The following is a 22,989-nucleotide window of genomic DNA, read 5'->3' as shown; positions in this document are numbered from 1 at the left end:
TTGTAAGTTTTGCCTCTATCTCTGTGTATAGAGCGATAAATTGATGCACATACGCAACCCTTTGCCTCACATCTGCCGGGAGCAAGCTAGTCTCAACAACGATCCCCACGAGGGTTCGAAAATTCGCCTGAACCCGCCATCACGCGGGTGTACGAAGAGGTCTTTATGAAAATCCGTGAGCTCGCGAAACAATGGGAACAGACCGCCAAAGGTCGTCTGACCAAGACCGGCTATGCGGTTCATCTGGATGTCGAAGCCGCTGCCCGCCTGGCGGCGCTCGCCGAAATGTACCCCAAGCGCTCGCCGGAAGAATTGCTGGGCGAGCTGATCGGCGCGGCTCTGGAAGAGCTGGAGGCAAGCTTTCCCTATATTCAGGGACAGCATGTAGTCGCCACCGACGAGGAAGGCGATCCGCTTTACGAAGATGTGGGGCCGACACCTCGTTTCCTCGCCTTGTCACGCCGTTATCTGCAGGATTTGTCCGAGCAGCAGGACAGTCAGCAGCACTGATAACGACGCCGTTTTCAGAACATCGTAAGTGTCGCGACGCCCCTTCTATACGGGGCGTTGCGTCTTTTTTTACGCCAATTTAAAAGCGTCAATTTTACAACGCGTAACAAACCATCCACTCAGGTGGACAAAAAACGCTGAACTATTCAAAAACCGCGCGGGTCCGAGCAGTTAGCCATTACAGAAAAAGCCGACAGATGGCAGCGTAATGACCTCAGTCATCTAAGCGCCAGGCCCAAGACTGCAATGGAAAAAAATCAAGTTTTCAGGAGTTTCAAAATGGAGTTGACCACCATGAACACCAGCACTGCCAAAACCACGTTCAATGGCCTGCGCGGGCTGAAACTGGCCGCGCTGGCCCTGGGTACCAGCTTCCTTCTCGCCGGTTGCGCGGGCAATCCTCCTAGTGAGCAATACGCCGTGACTCAATCTGCCGTGAACGCGGCGGTGACCGCTGGCGGTACCGAGTACGCAGCGGTCGAGATGAAGTCGGCTCAGGACAAGTTCAAACAGGCCGAGCTTGCGATGCAGGAAAAGAATTACGACGAAGCCCGCAAATACGCCGAGCAAGCTGAATGGGACGCTCGTGTAGCCGAGCGCAAGGCTCAAGCGGCGAAAGCACAGAAAGCGGTGCAAGACGCTCGTCAGGGCGTCAATGAACTGCGTGAAGAAGGCATGCGCCACGCCCAGCCGGCTGGCCAATAACACTTCGCACTTCATGCATTGCCATTGGATTTAAAGGACGAAACTATTATGCGTAAACAAGTACTTATCCCTGCCCTGTTGGCCCTGAGCGTCGGTCTGGCTGCCTGCTCTTCACAACCGAACGTGAACCTGGAACAAGCCCGCACCAATTACTCGGCGCTGCAAAGCAATCCAAAGGCCACCGAACTGGCGGCACTGGAAACCAAGGACGCGAGCGAATGGCTGGACAAGGCCGATGCGGCCTATCGCAACAATGACAACGAGAAGAAAGTCGATCAGTTGGCGTATCTGACCAACCAGCGTGTAGAGCTGGCCAAGCAGACGATCAATCTGAAGACTGCTGAGAACGATCTGAAAAACGCTTCAGCCCAACGTGCCCAGGCACGTCTGGATGCCCGCGACGCGCAGATCAAGGCGCTGCAGAACAGCCTGAACGCCAAGCAGACCGAGCGCGGGACGCTGGTGACTTTCGGCGACGTGCTGTTTGACCTGAACAAGGCTGAGCTGAAGTCCAGCGGTCTGGTCAACGTCAACAAGCTGGCCCAGTTCCTGTCCGAGAACCCAGATCGCAAGGTGATCGTGGAGGGCTACACCGACAGCACCGGTTCGGCGAGCTATAACCAGTCGCTGTCAGAGCGTCGCGCCAACTCCGTGCGCATGGCGCTGGTGAAAATGGGCGTCAGCATGGACCGCGTTGTCTCGCAGGGTTATGGCAAGGAATACCCGGTCGCTGACAACGCCAGCGCTTCGGGCCGTGCCATGAACCGTCGTGTGGAAGTGACCATTTCCAACGACAACCAACCGGTCGCGCCGCGTTCTTCGATGCAGTGATCGGGTATTAGCGGTGAGGTGATATGCCCGCCGCGTCGAATCAAAAGCCCTGTCTGTTTAATCAGATGGGGCTTTTTTGTGGGTGGGGTTTTTGGGGGAATGGATTGGATTGGAATGGAATGGAATGGGTTGGGGTTGGGTTTTGGCTCTGGCTAACGCCAGAGCCGTATCTGCAGCGCCGCTATTACGTGGCGTATCCAGATTTCCAGCTGTACACCGAACCCTGTGGGAGACGCTGAAGTTGTGCGACGGCAGCGAAGCGGTGGGTCAGATGGCTCATCTGCAACTGACCCACCGCCATCGTCCGAATCGCGGCCCGTACCGTCGTGACCTCCGGCGTCTCCCACAGGAATTGCGTAAAAATCGAAGGCTGCGTTCGCTTCTGATTTTGCTTCTAAGCGCGCGTCAGTTCAGACGACACCAATCGCGACTTGGATGCAGGCTGAACGCAGGTGACGTGGAGTGGGTTGAGCGGCATGGATGCCGCGAGAGCGCCGCTAGGACATGGATGTCCGTTCGGCGCGGGCCCACGGAGCGTCGCCGGAGTGAGGGAACGACGACGAAGGAGTCGCCAAGCCAGGAGCTAGGACACTTGGTTACTTGGTGTCTTTTCAAGTAACTCGCCGAAGGCGAAACAGGTCTGGCGTTAGCCAGAACAAAAACCCGACAGAATGGATGTACGCGCAACATACAGCGCCCAAAGAAGCTCACTGCACCTGTTGAGGCGTCTCCTGCCCCATGCACCTCACCGCCTGCTTGCGATCATTGACCAACACCCCGGTCAGCCCCTTCTGCTCGGTATCGAACAACACCATCACCCCCTCGACACACTGCGCCACCTGCGGCGCCGGCTCCAGCGCCACCTTGTAATCCTCCCCCGGAACCGTCTTGAGCATCGTGAACTGACTCAACTGCAACGCATCTTCCGGCTTGGCAAAATGCAGATACCCGTAGTACCACAACGTCCCCACGGTCAGAAAAATACAGCCGATACCCGTCAGAATCTGCGGAATAACATTACGTTCATCACTCATTGCGGGCTCTCTGCCGGTGGGTTTTCCGATGGTGCAGAGGAAGGCTTCTTGCTCGCATCAGGATCAGGGTAATTGGGAATTTCAGCCAGACGCCGCAGACCGTTGAAATGCTGCGGATCGTCAAGATAACGCACCATGACCTCACGCCAGGTCGGGTCTTCGAAGGTTTGCACATGGGGCCCGCGCGTCAGCTGCAACACCCGAGGCGGTGGCGCTGCCTGATACAGGCTGATGCCGTTGTGCAGGGGGATTTGCGTGTCGTCCATGCTCTGGAACAGGAGTATCGGCGTGCCTTTGAGTTGCGCCATGCCGTTGATGGCGCTGTCGCCGTCAGGGATCACCCACGACAACGGTCGTTTGAAAGGCCAGGTCAGCCAGGACGTGCCAAGGGTATAACGCGCAACTTCGCGATAGCTCGCCGGCACGCCATCGAGCACCAGCGCCTTGAGCCGCGAGCGTTGCTGCGGGTGCTGGGCGAGGTAATGCACACCCAACGCCCCTCCGATGCTCTGGCCCAATACCACCAAGGGTTTGCCCTGTACTTGCGGCGCCTTGTTCAGCCAATCGAAGGCGGCGTCGATGTCCTGATAGATCGCGGGCAGGCTGGGATCGCCCTCGGAATGGCCATAACCACGATAGTCCAGCAGCAGCACTTGATAGCCCTGCTCCGGAAGCCAATAGCTGCCGCTAAGATGCCAGGCCATGTTGCCGCCGTTGCCATGCAGATGCAGCACGGTGCCCTTGACCGGTACGCCCGCTTTCGCCGGAAGAAACCAGGCATTGAGCCGGGTGCCGTCGGCTGCGGTCAGGGTGACGTCGCGCCAGGCCAGATGTGCTTTTTCCGGCGTCAACGGCACCTCGCGCTCAGGGTAGAACAGCAGTTCGCTGCAACCAGTGAGGCACATCAACAGGACCAGCGAGGTGAGCAGCTTCAAACGCAAAATCCTTGTTCTTGTTCGAATGAAAGAGCATCCCGATCACAGGATGTTGGAGTAATCCGCCTCGATCCGGTCCAGGCTCAAATGATTGAGGAAGTTGGAGAAGCACATCCAGGCCGACAACGCGTTCATGTCACGAAACTGGTCGGGCAGGTATTTGGGCGGCACCACCAGCCCCTCATCCACCAGTTGCCGCAGCGTGCGCATGTCTTCCAGCGTGGTTTTGCCGCAGAACAGCAACGGCACCTGCTCCAGCTTGCCTTTCCTCACGGCCAACTGAATGTAGTTGTAAACCATGATGAAACCCTTGAGGTAGGACAGATCCTTGGTGAACGGCAGACCATTAGGCACCGAGCCACGGAAAACACGGCTGGCGTTGCCATAGCTTTCCGGCATCCCAAAGCCTTGCTCGCGATAAAACTCGAACACCTGCAGGAAGTCAGCGCCCTCCTCGGCCATGTGGATGGCGCGGGTGCGGTTGGTTAGCTTGCGCAGGCGACTCGGATACGACGCGAAGCCGATGACTTCCATCAGAATCGCCAGGCCTTCCTGAGTCACGGTCGACGAAGGCGGGCCTTTGGCGAGGAAGGTGCAGATCGGCTGGTTCTGACCATTGAGTGTGGTGCCGACATGCACCAGCCCTTCGTGGACTTCCAGGGCGCGGACATCGCGCTCGTTGAACATCGCGTCGCTGCGAATCTTGATGTAGTCCGCGCCCGCCGCTGCGTCGGCAACGATACCGTCGGACTCGAACACGCGAATGGTTTCCTCGGCCTCGCCAAAGGTGCGGTTCAGGCGGCTTTGCAGCATGGCCACGGCATCTTTGGCGTTGAGGGTCTTGGGCTCGTCCTTGAGGTCGCCACGGCCGGCAATGTTGTTGAGGTAATCGGAGAGCATCAGGCCGAGATCGGCCAGCGTCGGGTCACCGGCATGAAACGCATCGGATGCGGCGCCATACAGTTCCTGGGAAATCAGCCCGAAATCCGGCGTGCCACGCGCTTCGAGCATGCGGATCACCATGCGGTATTCCTTGCACATGCGGCGCATGATCTGCCCGACCGGGTTGAACTGCCCCAGTTGCCGGGTGATGTCGCGCTCGATGTTCTGGAATTCCAGTTTCAAGGCACCCGAGTCGAAACCCAGCGGGCGGTTTTCGTAATAGGCGCGATCCACTTCAGGCAGTTTCTTGCCCTTGGCAGAGAGAAAGTCCTTGCGAATGCTGTCGTCCCACTTCACGGCGTCGAGTACGCGGATCGGCGTCTGTGCAAACACGATACGATCGGACAGCGTGCGAATGGTCTGCTGGTAATCGTCCACCCGTTACCCCTTTGATTAAGCCGCAGCGCTACTTGGTCATGCGCTGATATTGAGCCGCCTTGAGAAAGACGTCGGAATTGGCGGTGTCGTCCAGATAGGCGAACACCTTGTCCATGGAAGTGGTGATCAGCACGCCGTCACCTTTCTCGGTTTCGACCGGCTGGCCTTCGAAAGTCTTCTGTTCGACCAGTTGTTGTACCCGTTCCAGATCCAGGTCATAGACATCGAGTTCATCGGCAGCATTGTCGTTGTCGACCAGATCGAATCCGGCGATCACGTAATTGCCGCCGTACTTTTCAGGCAAGGCCGCTGACAGGTACCAACGGCTGCCGTGGCGAGACACAGTGAAGGTGTACTCATCGCGGTTCTTGCGATCGCCTTTACGATAACTGACCGCCTTGTACTGATTGGCACCGGCGCGGCTGATTTCCAGTTCAAGTGGTTCGCCCCAGGCGTTCTTGCTGCTCCAGGTACCGAGCAGTTTTGGCGGCGCGGTATCGCTGGTAGGGATCGGATCCTTGAAAGTCACCAGGCATCCGCTCAACAACGCGAACGACAAGGCGAGCAAGACGCTCCAGACTTTCATCGCTTCTCCTGAACATGAGCCCTGAAACCAAGCCCTGAAATTATGCGTTGCAGCCAGCCACCGGCTTGGCGGTACCCAGCACCAGATGCATCTGGCGAGTAAGAATAGCGAGCATTTCTTCGTCTGCGTCAGGGCGCGGGCCCTCCAGCAGCCCCTGATATTCCATCCGGCCGATTATCCCCGTCAATACTTGAGCATCCAGTTGCGGTTGGGTCGAGCCCATCACCTCGAGAAACTGGGCACTTCCTTGCAGCAGAATCTCTTGATGCGCGCTCACCAACGGGGCCAGACGCGGATTGATCAGCGCCTCAAGACGGAACGCATGTTCGGCTATCAGCTGATCGCGGCGGGTCTGCAACTGGTGACGCACGTATTCCATGGTCATGCGCGCGATTTCATCGGCCAGTCGCGCACGGGCGTCGGCGCTGCCATCGTTGCGCGCGACCAATTCGCGCAGCATGGTTTCGGTGTTGGTCCACAGCTTGGCCATGTAGGCGGCGCTACGTTCGACGTATTGAGCGAAGGCATCGGTGAGCAGATCATCGATGTCTTTGAAGTAGTAGGTGGTGGCCGACAACGGGACTTGCGCCTCGGCCGCCACGGCACGATGACGCACGGCACGCACGCCGTCACGAATGAGGATGCGCATGGCCGCATCAAGGATCTGTTGCCTGCGCTGTTCGCTTCCCTGTCGACTTGCCTTGCGGCCTTGGTACTGAACACTCTGTGCGACTGCCGTGGCAAGGCCAGCGGCTCCCTTTTGAGCGATCATGCGATTCACGACAGGTTTTTCCTTTTTCAGTCAGTGCATGTAACGAAGCGATGGTATCTGAATCACGCCTCTGTAGCACACGGCTTGCCGGCGGTGGTATTTCAAGACCGCTACCGCCGGCGAGCCGGACTGCTAAAGGGCCAGCGGCACCGGCGAGCAAATGCCAGGCAAAAAAAAGCCGCCCTGCTCAGGCGGCTTGTTTTACATCATTTACGCTTGCGGCCGCATGTGCGGGAACAGGATGACATCGCGGATCGACGGCGAGTTGGTCAGCAGCATCACCAGACGGTCGATACCGATACCCTCACCCGCTGTCGGCGGCATGCCGTATTCCAGCGCACGGACGAAGTCAGCGTCGTAGTGCATGGCTTCATCGTCGCCCGCGTCCTTGTCGGCCACCTGAGCCATGAATCGCTCGGCTTGGTCTTCCGCGTCATTCAGCTCGGAGTAAGCGTTGGCGATTTCACGACCACCGATGAACAGCTCGAAACGGTCGGTGACGTTCGGGTTGTCGTCGTTGCGGCGGGCCAGCGGCGACACTTCGAACGGGTACTGAGTAATGAAGTGCGGCTGCTCCAGCTTGTGCTCGACCAGTTCTTCGAAAATCATCACCTGCAGCTTGCCCAGACCTTCGAAACCCAGCACCTTGGCGCCGGCTTTCTTGGCAATGGCGCGAGCCTTGTCGATGTCGTTCAGGTCATCGGCAGTCAGCTCAGGGTTGTACTTGAGGATCGAGTCGAACACCGACAGACGCGCGAACGGCTCGCCGAAGTGGAACACCTTGTCGCCGTACGGCACGTCGGTGCTGCCCAGAACCAGCTGAGCCAGTTCGCGGAACAGCTCTTCGGTCAGGTCCATGTTGTCTTCGTAGTCGGCGTAAGCCTGGTAGAACTCCAACATGGTGAATTCAGGGTTGTGACGTGTCGAGACGCCTTCGTTACGGAAGTTGCGGTTGATCTCGAACACCTTTTCGAAGCCGCCCACCACCAGACGCTTGAGGTACAGCTCAGGCGCGATACGCAGGAACATTTCCAGATCCAGCGCGTTGTGGTGGGTTTCGAACGGCTTGGCTGCCGCGCCGCCAGGAATGGTCTGCAGCATCGGCGTTTCGACTTCGAGGAAGTCACGCTTCATCAGGAAGCTGCGAATGTGCGCGATCACCTGGGAACGAACACGGAAGGTCTGACGCACGTCTTCGTTGACGATCAGGTCGACGTAGCGCTGACGATAACGCTGTTCGGTGTCGGTCAGGCCGTGGTGTTTGTCCGGCAGCGGACGCAGCGACTTGGTCAGCAGGCGAACGCTGGTCATCTCGACGTACAGGTCGCCCTTGCCGGAACGGGCCAGAGTACCTTCGGCTGCGATGATGTCGCCCATGTCCCAGGTTTTGACCGCGGCCAGGGTATCTTCGGACAGGGTCTTGCGGTTGACGTAGACCTGGATGCGACCGGTCATGTCCTGGATCACCATGAACGAGCCACGGTTGAGCATGATGCGACCGGCAACCTTGACCGGAATCGCCGCCTCGGCCAGCTCTTCCTTGGTCTTGTCCGCATACTGCTTCTGCAGGTCGTTGCAGTAGTTTTCGCGGCGGAAGTCGTTCGGGAAGGCATTACCCTTGGCGCGCTCGGCAGCAAGCTTTTCCTTGCGCAGGGCGATCAGGGCGTTTTCTTCCTGTTGCTGGGCTTGCGGGTCGAGTTGTTGGTCGCTCATGTCTTTAGATTTTCCATCACAGGTTCGTTACCCCCGCCCGGCCTGAATCAGGCGACGGGGGATCGCGGGCCGGCCACGCAACAATGACGCGCCGGCCCGCAACAGTGGTGTCGCGATTACAGCCCTTGTTTCAGGCTGGCGATCAGGTATTCGTCGAGGTCGCCGTCGAGCACCTTGTCGCAGTCGCTGCGTTCTACGCTGGTGCGCAGGTCCTTGATGCGTGAGGCATCGAGGACGTACGAGCGGATCTGGTGACCCCAGCCGATATCCGACTTGGTGTCTTCCAGCGCTTGCGAAGCCGCATTGCGCTTCTGGACTTCCTGCTCGTACAAACGCGCCCGCAGCATTTTCATCGCGGTGTCTTTGTTCGCATGCTGGGAACGTTCGTTCTGGCAGCTGACCACGGTGTTGGTCGGAACGTGGGTAATACGAACCGCCGAGTCGGTGGTGTTTACGTGCTGACCACCGGCACCGGATGAACGATATGTGTCAATGCGCAGGTCTGCCGGATTGATATCGATTTCGATGTTGTCATCGATTTCCGGAGAGACGAATACCGCCGAGAACGAGGTATGGCGACGGTTGCCGGAGTCGAACGGGCTCTTGCGCACCAGACGGTGCACGCCTATTTCGGTCCGCAACCAGCCAAAAGCGTATTCGCCCTTGATGTGCACGGTAGCGCCCTTGATACCGGCGACTTCACCGGCCGACAGTTCCATGATGGTCGCGTCGAAACCGCGTTTGTCGGCCCAGCGCAGGTACATGCGCAGCAGGATGTTGGCCCAGTCCTGAGCCTCGGTGCCGCCGGAACCGGCCTGGATATCGAGGTAGGCGTTGTTCTGGTCCATTTCACCGCTGAACATGCGGCGGAATTCGAGTTTTTCCAGCGACTCGCGCAGGCGGTCGACTTCAGTGACGACATCGGCGACAGCGCCTTCGTCATCCTCTTCGACGGCCATGTCCAGCAAGTCTCTGGCGTCAGCCAGGCCGGAACTCATCTCATCGAGGGTGTCGACGATTTGCGCCAGCAGGGAGCGTTCACGGCCCAGTTCCTGGGCATAAGAAGGGTTGTTCCAGACAGCCGGATCTTCGAGCTCGCGGTTAACTTCGGTCAGACGATCATGTTTGTGATCGTAGTCAAAGATACCCCCGAATGGCTTCGGAGCGCTCGGACAGGTCCTTGATGCTGTTTAGGATCGGGTTGATTTCCATGGTGGGCAGCACTCGCAGGCGAAATTTTCAAAGCCGGCGAGTATACCCCAGCCATAGCGTCTGTGGCAGTCCGTTGGGCAGCGCTGGCCTGATCAGTTCACGGCCAGCCATCGGGGCAAGCGCCGCGCCTAGGGCGACTTCAGGCATAGCGAATCGCGATTGACCCAATCGCGAATCAATCTAGGACGTTACCACTGCGTTCCCATACTGAATCAAGGAGTCATTACCCACACATAACTACCGACGACATGGAGGTCACATGACACGTTTAGCCACGCTGGTCCTTGCCGCACTGGTAGCCCTGAGCGCCATCTCTGCCGCCCAGGCCGATACGAAAACCTGCACATGCACCTGCCAATGCGCCACGCCCACTGGCAAGGGAAGCGTCCGCGCCATACCAAAACCTGACCCACCCAAAGTGCTCGAGGCAATCAATGGCGAGCTGGACGTCAGCGCGTTGAACGGTGCCGACGCCACTGTCCAGCTTACGTATCCGGAAATTGCCGATGGACACACGGTCGGAATGCGCTGGACGGGTATTCCTCCGGCATTCGACGTGGCTCATCAAACGGTTGGCGACGGTGCGAAGACAGTAACGTTCAAAATTCCCAACAGTGTGGTTCAGAAAGACCTTGGGCAGTCCGTGGTGTTGACTGGCAGCGTGGGTGTCGGCGATGAATCGCTTGTGATCTCGCAGCCACTCACGATCAAGGTTGTCGACGCCATACCGCCAGGGCAATACCCCAAGCCCACCTTACCGGGCTCACCGGACAATCAAGTGGATGTCGGCGCACTTACCGGAGATCTGATCGTCCGCGTGCATTACCCCAGCATGGCTCAGGGGCAAATCGTCAAGGTCTTGTGGAGGGGCGCGACCTCATACGACACGCCGATGCGAGTCACACCCGACGGCGAACCGCTCGAGTTCACCATTACGAAAGCGACTGTCATTGCCAGCCTGGGCAAACCAGTTGCACTGAGCTACGAAGTGGCACTGGACGGCCAACCTGGTGAACTGTCTGATCCTGCCAGACTCAATATCACCCTCGCCACCTTGCCGGACCCTCCGGTGGTACCTGCTGCAGTGCAAGGTCAGGTCAACCTGCGCGACCTGCTCGGCAAAGACCTCAAAGTGACTTTCACTTACCCCGGTATCTCGGCCGGCCACACTGTAGGCATTCGGTGGACAGGCACGCCCCCTTTCGACACCCCTCACCCCGTGATCGGTGATACACCCCGACCACTGGAGTTCACCATTCCTTACGAGAAGGTCCGGCTGGAAAGGGACAAGACGGTCACGCTCACCGCCAGCGTCGGCTTGGGGGACGGGAAGCTGGTGATGTCGCCTGAACTGTCCTTGAAGATCATCGATACCCGGCCGAAAGGCGAAGAGGTGGCTGCCGATCTGAATGCCCGTTACAACGATACCGCTGCGACCTGCGGCGACCTGCCATCGTATTATTGCAACGGTGTCACTACTCGCGGGACAACCAACGGCAATTTTGACCCGTGGGATCCCAGCATAACTCAACAACGAAAAGGCTCGATATCCTTCTCCCACATTCGTAAAGACGCAAAAATCACATATTTGTGGCGAGACAGCGGCTACATCCTTTTTTCTCAGAATGAAGCCGTAAATCAAAAGAAAATTCATGAATATCTGTGCGCCTTCCCCCACGATGGAGCAACCGATCTATCAAGGGGAGCTTATGGTTGCGGATTTCAGGTCACGCGTGGGACACCTGGCAAATCAGCCAACCAGCTAATGCAGATCGCGATCAGGAACCCGGAGTTGCCGACTCTTTTCAAGCAAAACGAACAAGTGGTGGATCGGCTGGCGAACGGCAAGGATGCCAGTGATCTGCTACAAGCGGATCCAAAATTTGCAGCTTTGGTTCGCAAAGAGCCAGAGCTGGGACGACTCTTGCAAGAAAGCCTGGCAGAAGTCGAGGCATCTAACAAAACCGGCGTTCAAGAGGACTCGAGCACCTGCGCTCAAAAAAATGCGCAAACCCTGAACGGCTGGTTTGATTTCACCAAAGCTTTAACCAATCGCGTTTATCAATGCTCGTTGAGCACTCAAGATCCAGCGCAATTTGCGGTCAGTCTGAACGCGCGGCAATACGATGTTCCGACCGAGGTGTACAGCACTTGGAACGAAGTGCTGATCAAAGTATGGGCTGCAGGGATACCAGAGCAGTTACCACTGCAGGCGTTTTACTACCAAAACGCGACCGGCCTGCCTGAGGCCAAGGAGTATCAGCGCAAATACATAGCCAGAACCGCAGGACAGTGGTTGCCAGTCATCAAGCTTGACCCGACAAAATTCAATGGCAATCCCTTCAGCTACAACGAAGCCGATCAAGCAGTGCAACAATAAAACAACCCGTGGGCCGGATGCTTGTCCGGCCTACTCCCTCACCTGCAAATCTCCAGAGCCATAACGTCGGTGACAATCCGTCGAGCACCGCCCGCGGGGCTCTATCGTCTACACCAAGTCGAACCAGGTCGTCGAGCCGCACCGAAACGTATCGCGAATCGCGATAAACCCCATTGCGAATGAATCTAGGTCATCGCCCTGGACCTACGATACTGAACATAGGTCCCGCAGCCGTTCAGCACGACCCAAGACGCGTCACACGTCCAGTATTACCAGTCATCGCACTTCTACTACAGCGTTGAGAGAGATTGAGACATGAAAAGGATTTCCTGCACTGCTCTTGTTGTAATCATGCTCACCCTTTGGGGCTGCCAGTCGTCCGATCCGAACCAAGCGTCTGGTGAGGGAACTCTAATCTCCACAGTCGCCACTACTCCGCCACAAATCGTACCTCCCCCAGTGCTCCCTCAGGCTGTCGGCGGGCAACTGGATCTGAGAACACTGGCGGGCACCGGTGCCATTGTCCAAATGACCTATCCCACTATCACCAATGGCGACAATGTGCGCGTGAGCTGGATTGGCAGCAGCTACTACGAGTCGCCGCTACAGACTGTGGGGGTAACTCGCCCGGTGACCTTCATCATCCCGTATTCAATTGTCGCTGCGAGCAAGGGCGAGGATGTTCAAGTGAAGGCAAATTATGTCTTCCCCGGAAGAAACTATCTAACCTCCATTCCGTTCAAGGTCACCGTGGTCGAAACCTCGCCCCCCGCCAATTCTGGTGAACAGGTCGCCTACGAACTGAACACTCGGTACGCCAATACAAGTTTGACGTGCACGGGTAATACACCGGCCTATTATTGCAACGGTGTAATCATTCGCTCGACCCAGAGCGGCAGCTATGATCCTTGGAACCCTAGCCCCGCGGCGGACACGCTTGGTGGAGTGTCATTTTCATACATGAGAAGAGACGCATATGTCACAAGTCTGTATCACGCAAGCGGGTTCACGTTCCTACCACAAGAGCAAGCCAACGCCCAGGGCAAGATCGCAGAATATCTCTGCATCTACGCCTACGACGCAGGAACACTAGTCGGGCCACGTGGTGAAAAGGGCTGTGGTCTCAAACCACGTTCGGCACCACGAGCAGATGTCAGCTCCTGCGCAAGCGTCAACGTGCGAACCGTGGCCCAATGGTATGCCTACACAAAAACGATCCAGAATAGAGATTACCAATGCTCACTGAGTACCGCAGACGCCACGCAGTTCGCAGCAAGCTTTCAGGTCAGGGCAAATCGACCGCCAAACATGGACGCGCTATGGAATGAAATGATGGTCAAAACATGGGCGCAAAATATCCCGACCAGCTTGCCACTGGAGTCATTTTTTTACGTGTCGACCGCAGGACTTGCTGAAGCCAAAACCTATCAAACGAAATACCGCGAGCGAACTGCAGGTAAGTGGTTACCCATCATCAAACTTGACCTGACGAAGTTGAACGGCAACCCCTTCAGCTATAACTCCTCCGACCAGGCAATCCAACCGTAACCCCCCGGATAAGCGTACCCATCGGGCCGGATGCTTGTCCGGCCTTACCCCACCACCACCTGATTGCGGCCGTTGTGCTTGGCGGCGTACAGGCCCTGATCGGCACTCTGGATCAACTGGCGGCTATGGCTGCCGACCGGTGGAACGATGGTCGCCAGGCCAATGCTTACCGTCAAGCTGGAACCTTCGCTTGGGGCGATGTGCGGGATGCTCATGCTGGCGACGGTCTGGCGCAGTTTCTCCGCCAGCAGGCGCGCACCGCCGGGGGAGGTGTTCGGCAAGACCAATGCGAACTCCTCGCCGCCGTAACGCGCCGGCAGATCGGAAGGCCGGCTGCTGCTGGCGCGAATGGCCTTGGCCACCTGACGCAGGGCTTCGTCGCCCTCCAGATGGCCAAAATTGTCGTTGTAGGCCTTGAAATAGTCGACATCAATCATCATCAGCGACAGCTGCGTCTGCTCACGAATCGCCCGGCGCCATTCCAGCTCCAGGTACTCGTCGAAGTGCCGGCGGTTGGACAGCCCCGTCAGGCCATCGGAGTTCATCAGGCGTTGCAGTACCAGGTTGGTATCGAGCAACTGCTGCTGGCTGACCCGCAATGCCCGATAGGCTTCGTCGCGTTGCAGCAGGGTCATGTAGGAGCGCGAGTGATACCGGATGCGCGCCACCAGCTCGATGTTGTCCGGCAGTTTCACCAGATAATCGTTGGCCCCTGCCGCGAACGCCGCGCTCTTGATCAGCGGGTCTTCCTTGGTCGAAAGCACGATGATCGGGATATCGCGGGTGATCGGATTGTTGCGGTATTCGCGCACCAGCGTAAGACCGTCCAGACCCGGCATGACCAGGTCCTGCAGAATCACCGTCGGTTTGATCTGGATCGCCTGGGCAATGGCCTGATGCGGGTCGGCGCAGAAGTGGAAATCGATGTTCTCCTCGTTCGCCAGCCCGCGCCGGACTGCCTCGCCGATCATCGCCTGATCGTCGACCAGCAACACCATGGCAGCGTTTTCGTCCGTGGCGTTTGAATCGTCCAGCTGCAAATCATGCATTCAGGGTCTCCTGGTCACAGGCGGGCTGTGAAATCACCTGGAAATTCATTGGGTGAAAACCTCTTTCAAGCGAGGTGCAATGGTGTCCAGCGCGCGAATTTCCATCGCCGCGTCGATGGCGGCTGCCGCCTTGGGCATGCCATACACCGCGCAGCTTTGCTGGTTCTGGGCGATGGTGAGAAACCCGCGCTGACGCATCAGCTTGAGCCCCTGCGCCCCATCGCGCCCCATCCCCGTCAACAGAACACCCACTGCATCACCGTTCCAATAGCTGGCCACGCTCTCGAAGAACACGTCGATCGAGGGCCTGTAGATTTCGTTCACCGGCTCGGCGGTATAAGCCAGCGTGCCGTTCTTCAACAGACGAATATGGTGGTTGGTACCCGCCAACAGCACGGCGCCACTTTGAGGCGGCTCGCCGTCACGGGCCAGACGCACGTCCAGCCCCGAAGAGCTGCTCAACCACTGCGCCATCCCGGCGGCAAATACTTGATCCACATGCTGCACCAGCACGATGGCGGCCGGAAAATTCTTCGGCAGCGCCTTGAGCAGCACTTCCAGCGCTGCCGGGCCGCCCGCGGATGAACCGATAGCGACCAGTCCCTGACGCTGCGCGGCCTCGCGCACCGGGGGCGGCGATGGGCGAACGCGGCTGTCACGCTGGCCAATGAGCCAGCCTATATTAAGAATCTTGCGTAACAAAGGTGCGGCAGCATCCTTGGGATTACCCGCCCCGATTGCCGGTGTGTCGACGACGTCCAGAGCACCGTGGCCCATGGCTTCGAACACACGGTGGACGTTCTGCTCGCGGTCCACCGTCACAATCACGATGGCGCACGGCGTGGCCGCCATGATACGTCGAGTGGCCTCCACTCCATCCATCACCGGCATGATCAGGTCCATCAGGATCAGATCCGGCGTCAGTTCGGCGCAATGCTCCACCGCCTCGGCGCCATTGCTCGCCACCCACACCACCTGGTGCGCAGGCTCGAAAGCCAACGCCCGCCGCAGCGCTTCGACTGCCATGGGCATGTCGTTGACGATGGCGATCTTCATCCTTGCGCATCTCCTATCAACTCAACGACCGCGTCGAGCAACGCATCGTCATGGAAACTGGCCTTGGCCAGATAATAGTCGGCGCCAGCGTCCAGCCCCCGGCGACGGTCTTCTTCGCGATCCTTGTACGACACCACCATCACTGGCAACGATTGCAAACGGCTGTCGCGACGCAACAGGGTCACCAGTTCGATGCCATCCATGCGCGGCATGTCGATGTCAGTGATCAGCAGATCGAAGTCCTCGGCCCGCAAGGCGTTCCAGCCGTCCATACCGTCTACCGCTACCGCCACTTCATAGCCACGAGAGAGCAGCAACTTGCGCTCCAGTTCGCGCACGGTCAGCGAGTCATCGACCACCAATACGCGTTTGCGCACCTGGTTGTCCAACTGACGATTGCGCCGGTCGATACGTTCCAGGCGCCCGGTATTGAGCAGCTTCTCCACGGAACGCAGCATGTCTTCGACGTCGATGATCAACACAGCTGAACCATCGTCGAGCAGCGCGCCCGCGGAAATATCCTGAACCTTGCCCAGACGCGGGTCCAGCGGCAGCACCACCAGTGTGCGTTCACCGATGAAGCGCTCCACCGCAACGCCATAGACCGCATCGCGCTCGCGGATCACCACGACCTTGAGTACGTCTTCATTGTTCTGGCCGGCCGGGCGATTGAGCAACTGACTCGCCGCCACCAGACCGACGTGCCGTTCTTCGTGCCAGAAATGCTGACGCCCTTCCAGTTGCACGATTTCGTCGGCCTGCACGTCGCGCATGCGTTCGATATGGGCCAGTGGGAAGGCATAGGCTTCACCACCGACTTCCACCACCAGACTGCGCACCACCGACAGGGTCAACGGCACTTCGACGTGGAAGCGACTGCCCTGCCCGGCCCGCTGCACCAACTCGACACCACCGCGCAACTGGCGAACCATGTGCTGCACGGCATCCAGCCCGACGCCACGGCCCGAAACCTCGGTCACCTTGTCGCGCATGCTGAATCCCGGAAGGAACAGGAAGCTGAGCAGTTCTTCCTCGCTCAACTGCGCCGCCGTTTCTTCCGGGGACAATTTGCGCTGGATGATGCTGCGACGCAGGCGCTCGAGATCGACCCCGGCGCCGTCGTCGATCAGTTCGACCACCAGCAATCCCGCCTGATGCGAGGCCCTGAGCTGAATCAGCCCTTCAGCGGGTTTACCCGCAGCAATGCGCTGCTCGGGGGCCTCGATGCCATGATCGACGGCGTTGCGCAGCAGATGCGTCAACGGCGCTTCGAGCTTTTCCAGCACATCGCGATCAACTTGGGTTTTCTCGCCTTCGATTTCCAGTCGCACCTGTTTGCCCAGCGAGCGCCCGAGGTCCCGCACCATGCGCGCCTGCCCCGCCAACACATCGGCGAAGGGACGCATGCGGCAGGCCAATGCGGTGTCGTAGAGCAACTGCGCGCGCTGGCTGGCCTGCCAGCCGAACTCGTCCAGATCCGACGTCTGCTGAATCAACAGATGTTGCGCCTCGCCCAACAGCCGGCGGGCCTCTTCGAGTGCCTTCTGCGCGTCAGGGTCGACATTGGCATCCAGCAATGCTTCCAGATTGTCCAGCGCGCGACTCGCCCCGCTCTGGGAGCGCTTGACCCGCTGCATGGCGGTCAGATAAGGCTTCAGGCGCTGGGTCTCGACCAGCGATTTGCTCGACAGATCCAGCAAGTTATTCAAGCGCTCTGCGGTGACCCGCAACACCCGCTCGCCACCCTCGGCCACGCGCCGTTCAAGACGACCTCCGGATTTTGGCCCTGGCGGTTCATCTTCGGTTTCGTTTACCGCCGCGGGCGCCGGCGGCACGGGTAACAGTAGATCCGCCGGCAACGGCTGCCCGGTCAGCGGCGCACCGAACGCAGCCGGACCGAGCGCGGACTGCACCGATTCCACCAGCGATTGTGCGTTGGCCAGAAGCAGGTCTTCCATGGACGGCGCCAGGTTCGGCGCGGCGGCGGCAGGACGGGCGCCAGGCTTGATCAGGTCGTTCATCAACGCGACATAACCGTCCACGTCGCTCTGACCCACGCTGCTCTCTCCCGGCGTGGCGATGCGCATGAGCATGTCGGTGCCCATCAGCAGCGCGTCGATGTGTTCGGGCTTGAGATGCAGCCGCCCCTCCTGGGCCTCGACCAGGCAATCTTCCATCACATGGGAGACGCTGACGCCCGCGTCGACTCCGACGATCCGCGCCGCGCCCTTGAGCGAGTGCGCGGCGCGCATGCAGGCTTCCAGTTGATCGGCCTGGGTCGGATTGCGTTCAAGCGCCAGCAGGCCTGCGCTCAATACCTGGGTCTGGGCTTCAGCCTCAAGGGTGAAAAGTTCGAACAGCGAGGCGTCGCGCATCTGATCGGGCGTCATGTCAGGCTCCGGTTCACTGCCGACAACAGTTGTTCTTCATTCAGCAGGCGCAGGCTGCGGTTTTTCCATTGCATGACACCTCGGGTGAACCGGGCGTTAGTATTCTGAGCAGGCGCGGACGCGGCATCCAGCAAACGCGCTTCAATGGCGTGAATGCCGTCGACCTCATCCACCGGCACCACCACCGGGCCGCCGTCGGCCGAGACGATCAACATGCGCGGCATGATGCGTGCGGCGCTGACCGGCGCGACAGTGGTGTCCAGCCCCAGCAGTTCAACCAGCGACAGACAGGCCACCAGTGCGCCACGCACGTTGGCAACGCCAAGCAGCGCCCGGGAACGTTGATGGGGTAGCGAATGAATGGTCTGCACTGGTGAGACTTCAACCAGGCAGCGCGTCGGCAATCCCAGCCACTCTTCGCCCAGACGGAAGACCACGATCGAACGGGTCTGAACGTCGCTGGCCAGTTCCTCGCCGTGCATCGACACGCGATGCTCCTGCGCCAGCGCGTAACGGTCGAGCAATCGCGTGGCCGCGGCGGAGTACACCGAGCAGTTGCGGCAATGAATGTGCTCGACCAGCAGAGGGCAGGATCGATCGCCGTGAATGCCGATGCGGTTCCAGCAATCGTCGATGGCCTGGGCGTCGCTGCTCACCAGTTCACTGTGTACGCCGGTCATCGATTACGTCCTTCTTTGTTCACACCACGCGCAGCACGCTCGTGCAGGCGGCGCGCCCCGGCACTGTCGCCCTGCGCGGACAGCAACGCCGCCAACTGTGCCAGCGCTTCGGGATGCTGCGGCTGAAGGTACAGGGCCTTGCGGTAAAAGCCTTGCGCGCCCAGTGCGTCGCCCTCGACTTCGGCCAGCAGGCCGAGCCAGTAGAACACCGGCGCCACGGGCTCATAACGTTTGAGGTATTGCTCGCAGGCCATCTTGGCCTCGGCGCTTTTGCCTTCGTTGCCCAGACGCCTGATGCTGTCCAGCAACGTCGCCGCCTCACCCGCTGCCGGTGACGGCGGCATGGCAGGACGAGGCACAGGCTGCACCGGCGCGAAGGAGCGAACACTGACCTTGGGACGAAGGCTGGTGGTTGGCGTAGGTCTGGGCTCAATCGGCAACGGCGGCGTCATGGGCGTTGCGGGCGGCGCCGAAAGCGGTTCGGCGGGCGCTTCGGCGCGGTGCCGAAAGGCGAACGACTGCGCGATACCGATAGACGCCATGCCCATGCGCCCCAGCAAACTGCCTTCGGCCGGGCCGATGAACAGCACGCCGTCATCCCGAGTCATGCGCTTGAGCGCTTCGAAACCGCGCTTCTGGGTCTCGACGTCGAAGTAGATCAGCAGGTTGCGGCAGAACACGAAATCGTACGCGGACTGCGCCACCGGCAACGTCGGATCGAGAAGATTACCGGCTTGAAAACTGACTCGGTCGCGGACTTTTTCATCCAGCAGATAGCCCTCTTCGGCCTGACTGAAATAGCGTTCGCGATAGCCCAGATCGCTGCCACGGAACGAGTTTCTGCCGAAGATGCCACGTCGCGCACGCTGGATCGACAATGGGCTGATGTCCACCGCCTCGACCTTGAACTGCTGGGGTTGCAGCCCGGCATCGAACAAGGCCATGGCGATCGAATAAGGTTCTTCGCCCGTCGAGCACGGCAGGCTGAGAATACGCAGCGGTCGTACACCACCCAGCTGTGCCAGACGCGCAGCGGCCAGTTTGCCGAGGGTGCCAAAGGATTCCGGGTAACGGAAAAACCAGGTCTCGGGCACGATCACCGCTTCGATCAACGCCTGCTGTTCTTCCGGCGAGCCCAACAGCAATTGCCAATAGACATCGTGGTCGGCGGCTTTGGAAAGCGTGCAGCGCTGGCGCACGGCGCGCTCGATGATCGCCTCTCCCACGGACGCAACGTCCAGGCCGATGCGGCTCTTGAGAAAGGCGAAGAAACGCGCATCGTCGCTCATGGCGTCGCCTCGAGCGCATCAAGCGCGAAGGGCTGCTGCGGAAACAGCAGTTCGCGCACCGAGTCGTTGAGCAGATCCTGCACCCGAATCCACTGAAGCAAACCCAGTTCGTCTTCCCGCACCGGCCCAAGGTAAGGCGCCTCGCGGTTATTCAGACCGTAGTCCTTGAACTCCTCAGGACCGCAACGCAAGGTATCGGTGGCCTGTTCGAGAATCAGCCCCAGCCTCTGCGCCGGCCGTTGCGCATCCACCCGGTAATGCACCAGCACCAGACGCGTGCTGGTGCGTGCCTGCGCGGGCTCGCCGAAGGTCAAAGCGCTGAGGTCAATGACCGGCACCACCGCGCCGCGATGAGCGAAGACGCCAGCTACCCAATGGGGCGCCTGAGCGATAGGCTTGAGCACCAGACGCGGTAGCACCTCGGCGACTTCCGTCGCTTCCAGCGCGTAGCGCTCCGCCCCGATGCGGAACAGCAGGAACAGCTTGTTCTTGGGCACCACCGCGCCGCTGCGTTTGGCTGAATGCTCGATCATGGCCTCGACTCAGACCTTGAAGCGCGATACGCCGCTGCGCAACCCGACGGCCACCTGGCTCAATTCGTCGATGGCGAAGCTGGCCTGACGCAGTGACTCCACCGTCTGGCTGCTGGCATCGCCCAATTGCACCAGCGCCTGATTGATCTGCTCGGCACCGGTGGCCTGGGCCTGCATGCCCTCGTTGACCATCAACACCCGCGGCGCCAGCGCCTGGACCTGATGAATGATCTGCGAAAGCTGCTCGCCGACCTGGGTCACTTCGAACATGCCGCGCCGCACTTCTTCCGAGAACTTGTCCATGCCCATGACACCCGCCGACACCGCCGACTGGATCTCGCGCACCATTTGCTCGATGTCGTAGGTGGCCACGGCGGTCTGATCGGCCAGACGGCGCACTTCGGTAGCGACCACGGCAAAACCACGGCCGTATTCACCGGCCTTTTCGGCTTCGATGGCTGCGTTCAGGGACAGCAGGTTGGTCTGGTCGGCGACCTTGACAATGGTCACCACCACCTGATTGATATTGCCGGCTTTCTCGTTGAGGATCGCCAGCTTGGAGTTGACCAGATCGGCCGCGCCCATCACCGAATGCATGGTGTCTTCCATGCGCGCCAGGCCTTGCTGACCGGAACCGGCGAGAATAGAAGCCTGATCGGCTGCCGATGTCACTTCGGTCATTGTCCGCACCAGATCCCGGGACGTTGCGGCAATTTCGCGGGAAGTTGCGCCGATTTCAGTGGTCGTGGCGGCGGTTTCGGTCGCGGTGGCCTGCTGCTGTTTGGAGGTCGCGGCGATTTCGGTCACGGACGTGGTGACCTGCACCGACGAACGCTGCGCCTGGGACACCAGTTGTGCAAGCTCCGTGACCATGTCGTTGAAGCCGGTCTGCACCGAGCCGAATTCGTCATTGCGATCCAGATTCAGTCGGCTGCTCAGATCGCCGGTGCGCATGGTTTCGAGGATTCGCACGATGCGGTTCATCGGCGCCAGGATCGAGCGCATCAAAAGCAACCCGCAGACAGCGGCCACCAACACGGCCACCAGCAGCGAAATGCCCAAGGTGATCTTCGCGCTGGAAACTGCGGACAGGATGGCGTCGGAGGCTTTATCGGCAATGACTTTGTTCTTGGTGCCCAAGGCATTGAGCGTCTTGCGACCTTCGAACCACAGCGGCGTCACCTGCTCGGCGAAAATTCGTTTGGCGAGCGGAAAGTTGTCGCCTTGGTAGGCTGCCAGTACGCCGTTGAGCACCAGTTGATAGCGCTCACGCAGTTGCAGGAACTGGGCGAAGTCCTGGCGATCGGACTCCTCGAAAATACTTTTCTCGTAGTTGGCGATCTGCGCCTGCAGTCGATCTTCGAAGTCCTTGTACTGGTCTTCTTCGGCGTTGGTCAGGCTGCGTCCTTCACCCTCGGCAAGCAGTTGCTGGGTGCGCAGATAGGTTTCGACCCACGCCGCTCTCACGGTGCTGCTGTAATAAACACCTGGTAATGCATCGAGCCGGACTTCGTCGCCGCTGCTCTCGATGACCAGCAGCCGATTGAAAGCCACCACAACCATCAAAAGCATGATGGCGATGATGACAGCGAAGCTCGCCAAAATACGTTGACGCAACGTCCAGTTCTTCACAGTCAGCCCTCAAGAGTTCAACACCGGTGAGACCGGGTTCAAGAAGCGGACCGCCAGACGGCCCGAAGCGAGCGGAGTATAGCCTAGTGCCTTACCAATTAATTGGGCTGTTTCCGACACAAGTGCAGCGATAACGTACAGATACTTTAGAGATATCTGACACGTTATCGGCATTATCGAAGGTTGCTTGATGGCGAGGACTTGGGCAATTTCGGAGCAGTGCTTTGATCGGGCGCACATCGGACCTGTGGGAGACGCCGGAGGTCACGACGGCAGCGATGGCGGAGTGTCAGACGCCTCATCTACAACTGAACCACCGCGTTCGCTGCCGTCGTGACCTCCGGCGTCTCCCACAGAAGATACGGTGTCAGTTACGGCTGTACCTGTCGCACCTGCTTCTCCAGCCCCTGTTTGAGTCTTGGCTCCAGCTGCAACAGTATCGCGACGGACCTGATTCTCCAGCGCCTGCTTGAGCCTTGGTTCCAGCTTCAACTGTATTGCGCCTCGACCAGCCCTCACTCGGACCTGTGGGAGACGCCGGAGGTTACGACGGCAGCGATGGCGGAGTGTCAGACACCCCATCTGCAACTGAACCACCGCGTTCGCTGCCGTCGTGACCTCCGGCGTCTCCCACAGAAGATACGGTGTCAGTTCGGCTGTACCTGTCGCACCTGCTTCTCCAGCGCCTGCTTGAGTCTTGGCTCCAGCTTCAACCACCTCGGTCAGCCTCACTCAGACCTGTGGGAGACGCCGGAGGTCACGACGGCAGCGATGGCGGAGTGTCAGACACCCCATCTATAACTGGACCACCGCG

General features: G+C 59.4%; 19 protein-coding genes. 5 read left to right on the top strand and 14 right to left on the bottom strand.

Annotated elements, in window-relative coordinates; genetic code table 11:
* The first annotated feature begins 165 nt into the window (after positions 1–165).
* The 3 genes from BWR59_RS11850 to BWR59_RS11840 all read left to right on the top strand — a co-directional run bounded on the left by BWR59_RS11850 (position 166) and on the right by BWR59_RS11840 (position 2,046).
* The gene (locus tag BWR59_RS11850) at positions 166–510 is read left to right on the top strand and encodes a pilin assembly protein (protein WP_081565819.1); all 345 of its coding nucleotides are present in this window, start codon (positions 166–168) and stop codon (positions 508–510) included.
* A gap of 279 nt (positions 511–789) precedes the next feature.
* Entirely contained in the window at positions 790–1,215 is a 426-nt protein-coding gene (locus BWR59_RS11845; RefSeq protein ID WP_081565818.1) for a DUF4398 domain-containing protein, read from the top strand.
* A 48-nt stretch (positions 1,216–1,263) separates the two neighbouring features.
* Positions 1,264–2,046 carry an OmpA family protein gene (locus BWR59_RS11840; RefSeq protein ID WP_081565817.1) on the top strand — a complete coding sequence of 261 codons (783 nt, stop codon included), beginning with the start codon at positions 1,264–1,266 and terminating at the stop codon, positions 2,044–2,046.
* A gap of 707 nt (positions 2,047–2,753) precedes the next feature.
* Here BWR59_RS11840 and BWR59_RS11835 read toward each other — a convergent pair.
* From BWR59_RS11835 to prfB, 7 genes are all read right to left on the bottom strand, one after another.
* The gene (locus tag BWR59_RS11835) at positions 2,754–3,080 is read right to left on the bottom strand and encodes a hypothetical protein (protein WP_081565816.1); all 327 of its coding nucleotides are present in this window, start codon (positions 3,078–3,080) and stop codon (positions 2,754–2,756) included.
* Complete coding sequence (locus BWR59_RS11830) at positions 3,077–4,015, bottom strand: alpha/beta hydrolase (RefSeq protein ID WP_081565815.1); 939 nt, start codon at positions 4,013–4,015, stop codon at positions 3,077–3,079. The genes BWR59_RS11835 and BWR59_RS11830 overlap by 4 nt, the downstream gene beginning before the upstream one ends.
* A gap of 42 nt (positions 4,016–4,057) precedes the next feature.
* Entirely contained in the window at positions 4,058–5,335 is a 1,278-nt protein-coding gene (locus BWR59_RS11825; RefSeq protein ID WP_081565814.1) for a flavohemoglobin expression-modulating QEGLA motif protein, read from the bottom strand.
* A gap of 28 nt (positions 5,336–5,363) precedes the next feature.
* The gene (locus BWR59_RS11820; RefSeq protein ID WP_081565813.1) at positions 5,364–5,921 is read right to left on the bottom strand and encodes a hypothetical protein; all 558 of its coding nucleotides are present in this window, start codon (positions 5,919–5,921) and stop codon (positions 5,364–5,366) included.
* Between the two features lie 40 nt (positions 5,922–5,961).
* Positions 5,962–6,693 (bottom strand): TetR family transcriptional regulator, encoded by a 732-nt coding sequence (locus BWR59_RS11815; protein WP_081566031.1) that lies wholly within the window; start codon positions 6,691–6,693, stop codon positions 5,962–5,964.
* 210 nt (positions 6,694–6,903) lie between these two features.
* The gene (lysS, locus tag BWR59_RS11810) at positions 6,904–8,406 is read right to left on the bottom strand and encodes a lysine--tRNA ligase (RefSeq protein WP_081565812.1); all 1,503 of its coding nucleotides are present in this window, start codon (positions 8,404–8,406) and stop codon (positions 6,904–6,906) included.
* Between the two features lie 116 nt (positions 8,407–8,522).
* Positions 8,523–9,618, bottom strand: a protein-coding gene (gene prfB / locus BWR59_RS11805; protein ID WP_120125574.1) for a peptide chain release factor 2 whose coding sequence is annotated in 2 segments (ribosomal slippage) — positions 8,523–9,545 and positions 9,547–9,618 — 1,095 coding nt in all. Because the reading frame shifts where the segments join, the coding sequence is not laid out codon by codon here.
* 259 nt (positions 9,619–9,877) lie between these two features.
* Between prfB and BWR59_RS11800 the strand changes: the two genes are divergently transcribed.
* Positions 9,878–11,998, top strand: coding sequence for a hypothetical protein (locus tag BWR59_RS11800; protein WP_081565810.1), 2,121 nt, complete (start codon positions 9,878–9,880; stop codon positions 11,996–11,998).
* Positions 11,999–12,313: 315 nt separating this feature from the next.
* Positions 12,314–13,546, top strand: a complete 1,233-nt coding sequence (locus BWR59_RS11795) for a hypothetical protein (RefSeq protein ID WP_143490816.1) — start codon at positions 12,314–12,316, stop codon at positions 13,544–13,546.
* 44 nt (positions 13,547–13,590) lie between these two features.
* Here BWR59_RS11795 and BWR59_RS11790 read toward each other — a convergent pair whose 3' ends face one another.
* From BWR59_RS11790 to BWR59_RS11760, 7 genes are read right to left on the bottom strand one after another with little or no spacing between them, the layout of a single operon-like run.
* The gene (locus BWR59_RS11790; RefSeq protein WP_081565808.1) at positions 13,591–14,595 is read right to left on the bottom strand and encodes a PleD family two-component system response regulator; all 1,005 of its coding nucleotides are present in this window, start codon (positions 14,593–14,595) and stop codon (positions 13,591–13,593) included.
* A gap of 45 nt (positions 14,596–14,640) precedes the next feature.
* Entirely contained in the window at positions 14,641–15,651 is a 1,011-nt protein-coding gene (locus BWR59_RS11785; protein ID WP_081565807.1) for a chemotaxis response regulator protein-glutamate methylesterase, read from the bottom strand.
* A complete protein-coding gene (locus BWR59_RS11780) occupies positions 15,648–18,041 on the bottom strand; it encodes a hybrid sensor histidine kinase/response regulator (protein ID WP_081565806.1) in 2,394 nt (797 codons plus the stop codon). Before BWR59_RS11780 ends, BWR59_RS11785 begins: the two co-directional genes overlap by 4 nt.
* Positions 18,038–18,721, bottom strand: a complete 684-nt coding sequence (locus tag BWR59_RS11775; protein ID WP_081565805.1) for a chemotaxis protein CheW — start codon at positions 18,719–18,721, stop codon at positions 18,038–18,040. Before BWR59_RS11775 ends, BWR59_RS11780 begins: the two co-directional genes overlap by 4 nt.
* Positions 18,718–20,010: a protein-glutamate O-methyltransferase CheR gene (locus tag BWR59_RS11770; RefSeq protein WP_081565804.1), complete on the bottom strand. Its 1,293-nt coding sequence runs from the start codon at positions 20,008–20,010 to the stop codon at positions 18,718–18,720. Before BWR59_RS11770 ends, BWR59_RS11775 begins: the two co-directional genes overlap by 4 nt.
* Positions 20,007–20,543 carry a chemotaxis protein CheW gene (locus tag BWR59_RS11765; RefSeq protein WP_081565803.1) on the bottom strand — a complete coding sequence of 179 codons (537 nt, stop codon included), beginning with the start codon at positions 20,541–20,543 and terminating at the stop codon, positions 20,007–20,009. The genes BWR59_RS11770 and BWR59_RS11765 overlap by 4 nt, the downstream gene beginning before the upstream one ends.
* A 9-nt stretch (positions 20,544–20,552) precedes the next feature.
* Positions 20,553–22,175: a methyl-accepting chemotaxis protein gene (locus tag BWR59_RS11760; RefSeq protein ID WP_081565802.1), complete on the bottom strand. Its 1,623-nt coding sequence runs from the start codon at positions 22,173–22,175 to the stop codon at positions 20,553–20,555.
* Positions 22,176–22,989: the final 814 nt, after the last annotated feature.

This window comes from Pseudomonas sp. Bc-h (genome assembly GCF_002080045.1).
In the GTDB taxonomy this organism is placed as follows: domain Bacteria; phylum Pseudomonadota; class Gammaproteobacteria; order Pseudomonadales; family Pseudomonadaceae; genus Aquipseudomonas.
This window is presented reverse-complemented; position numbering and strand designations above follow the sequence as displayed.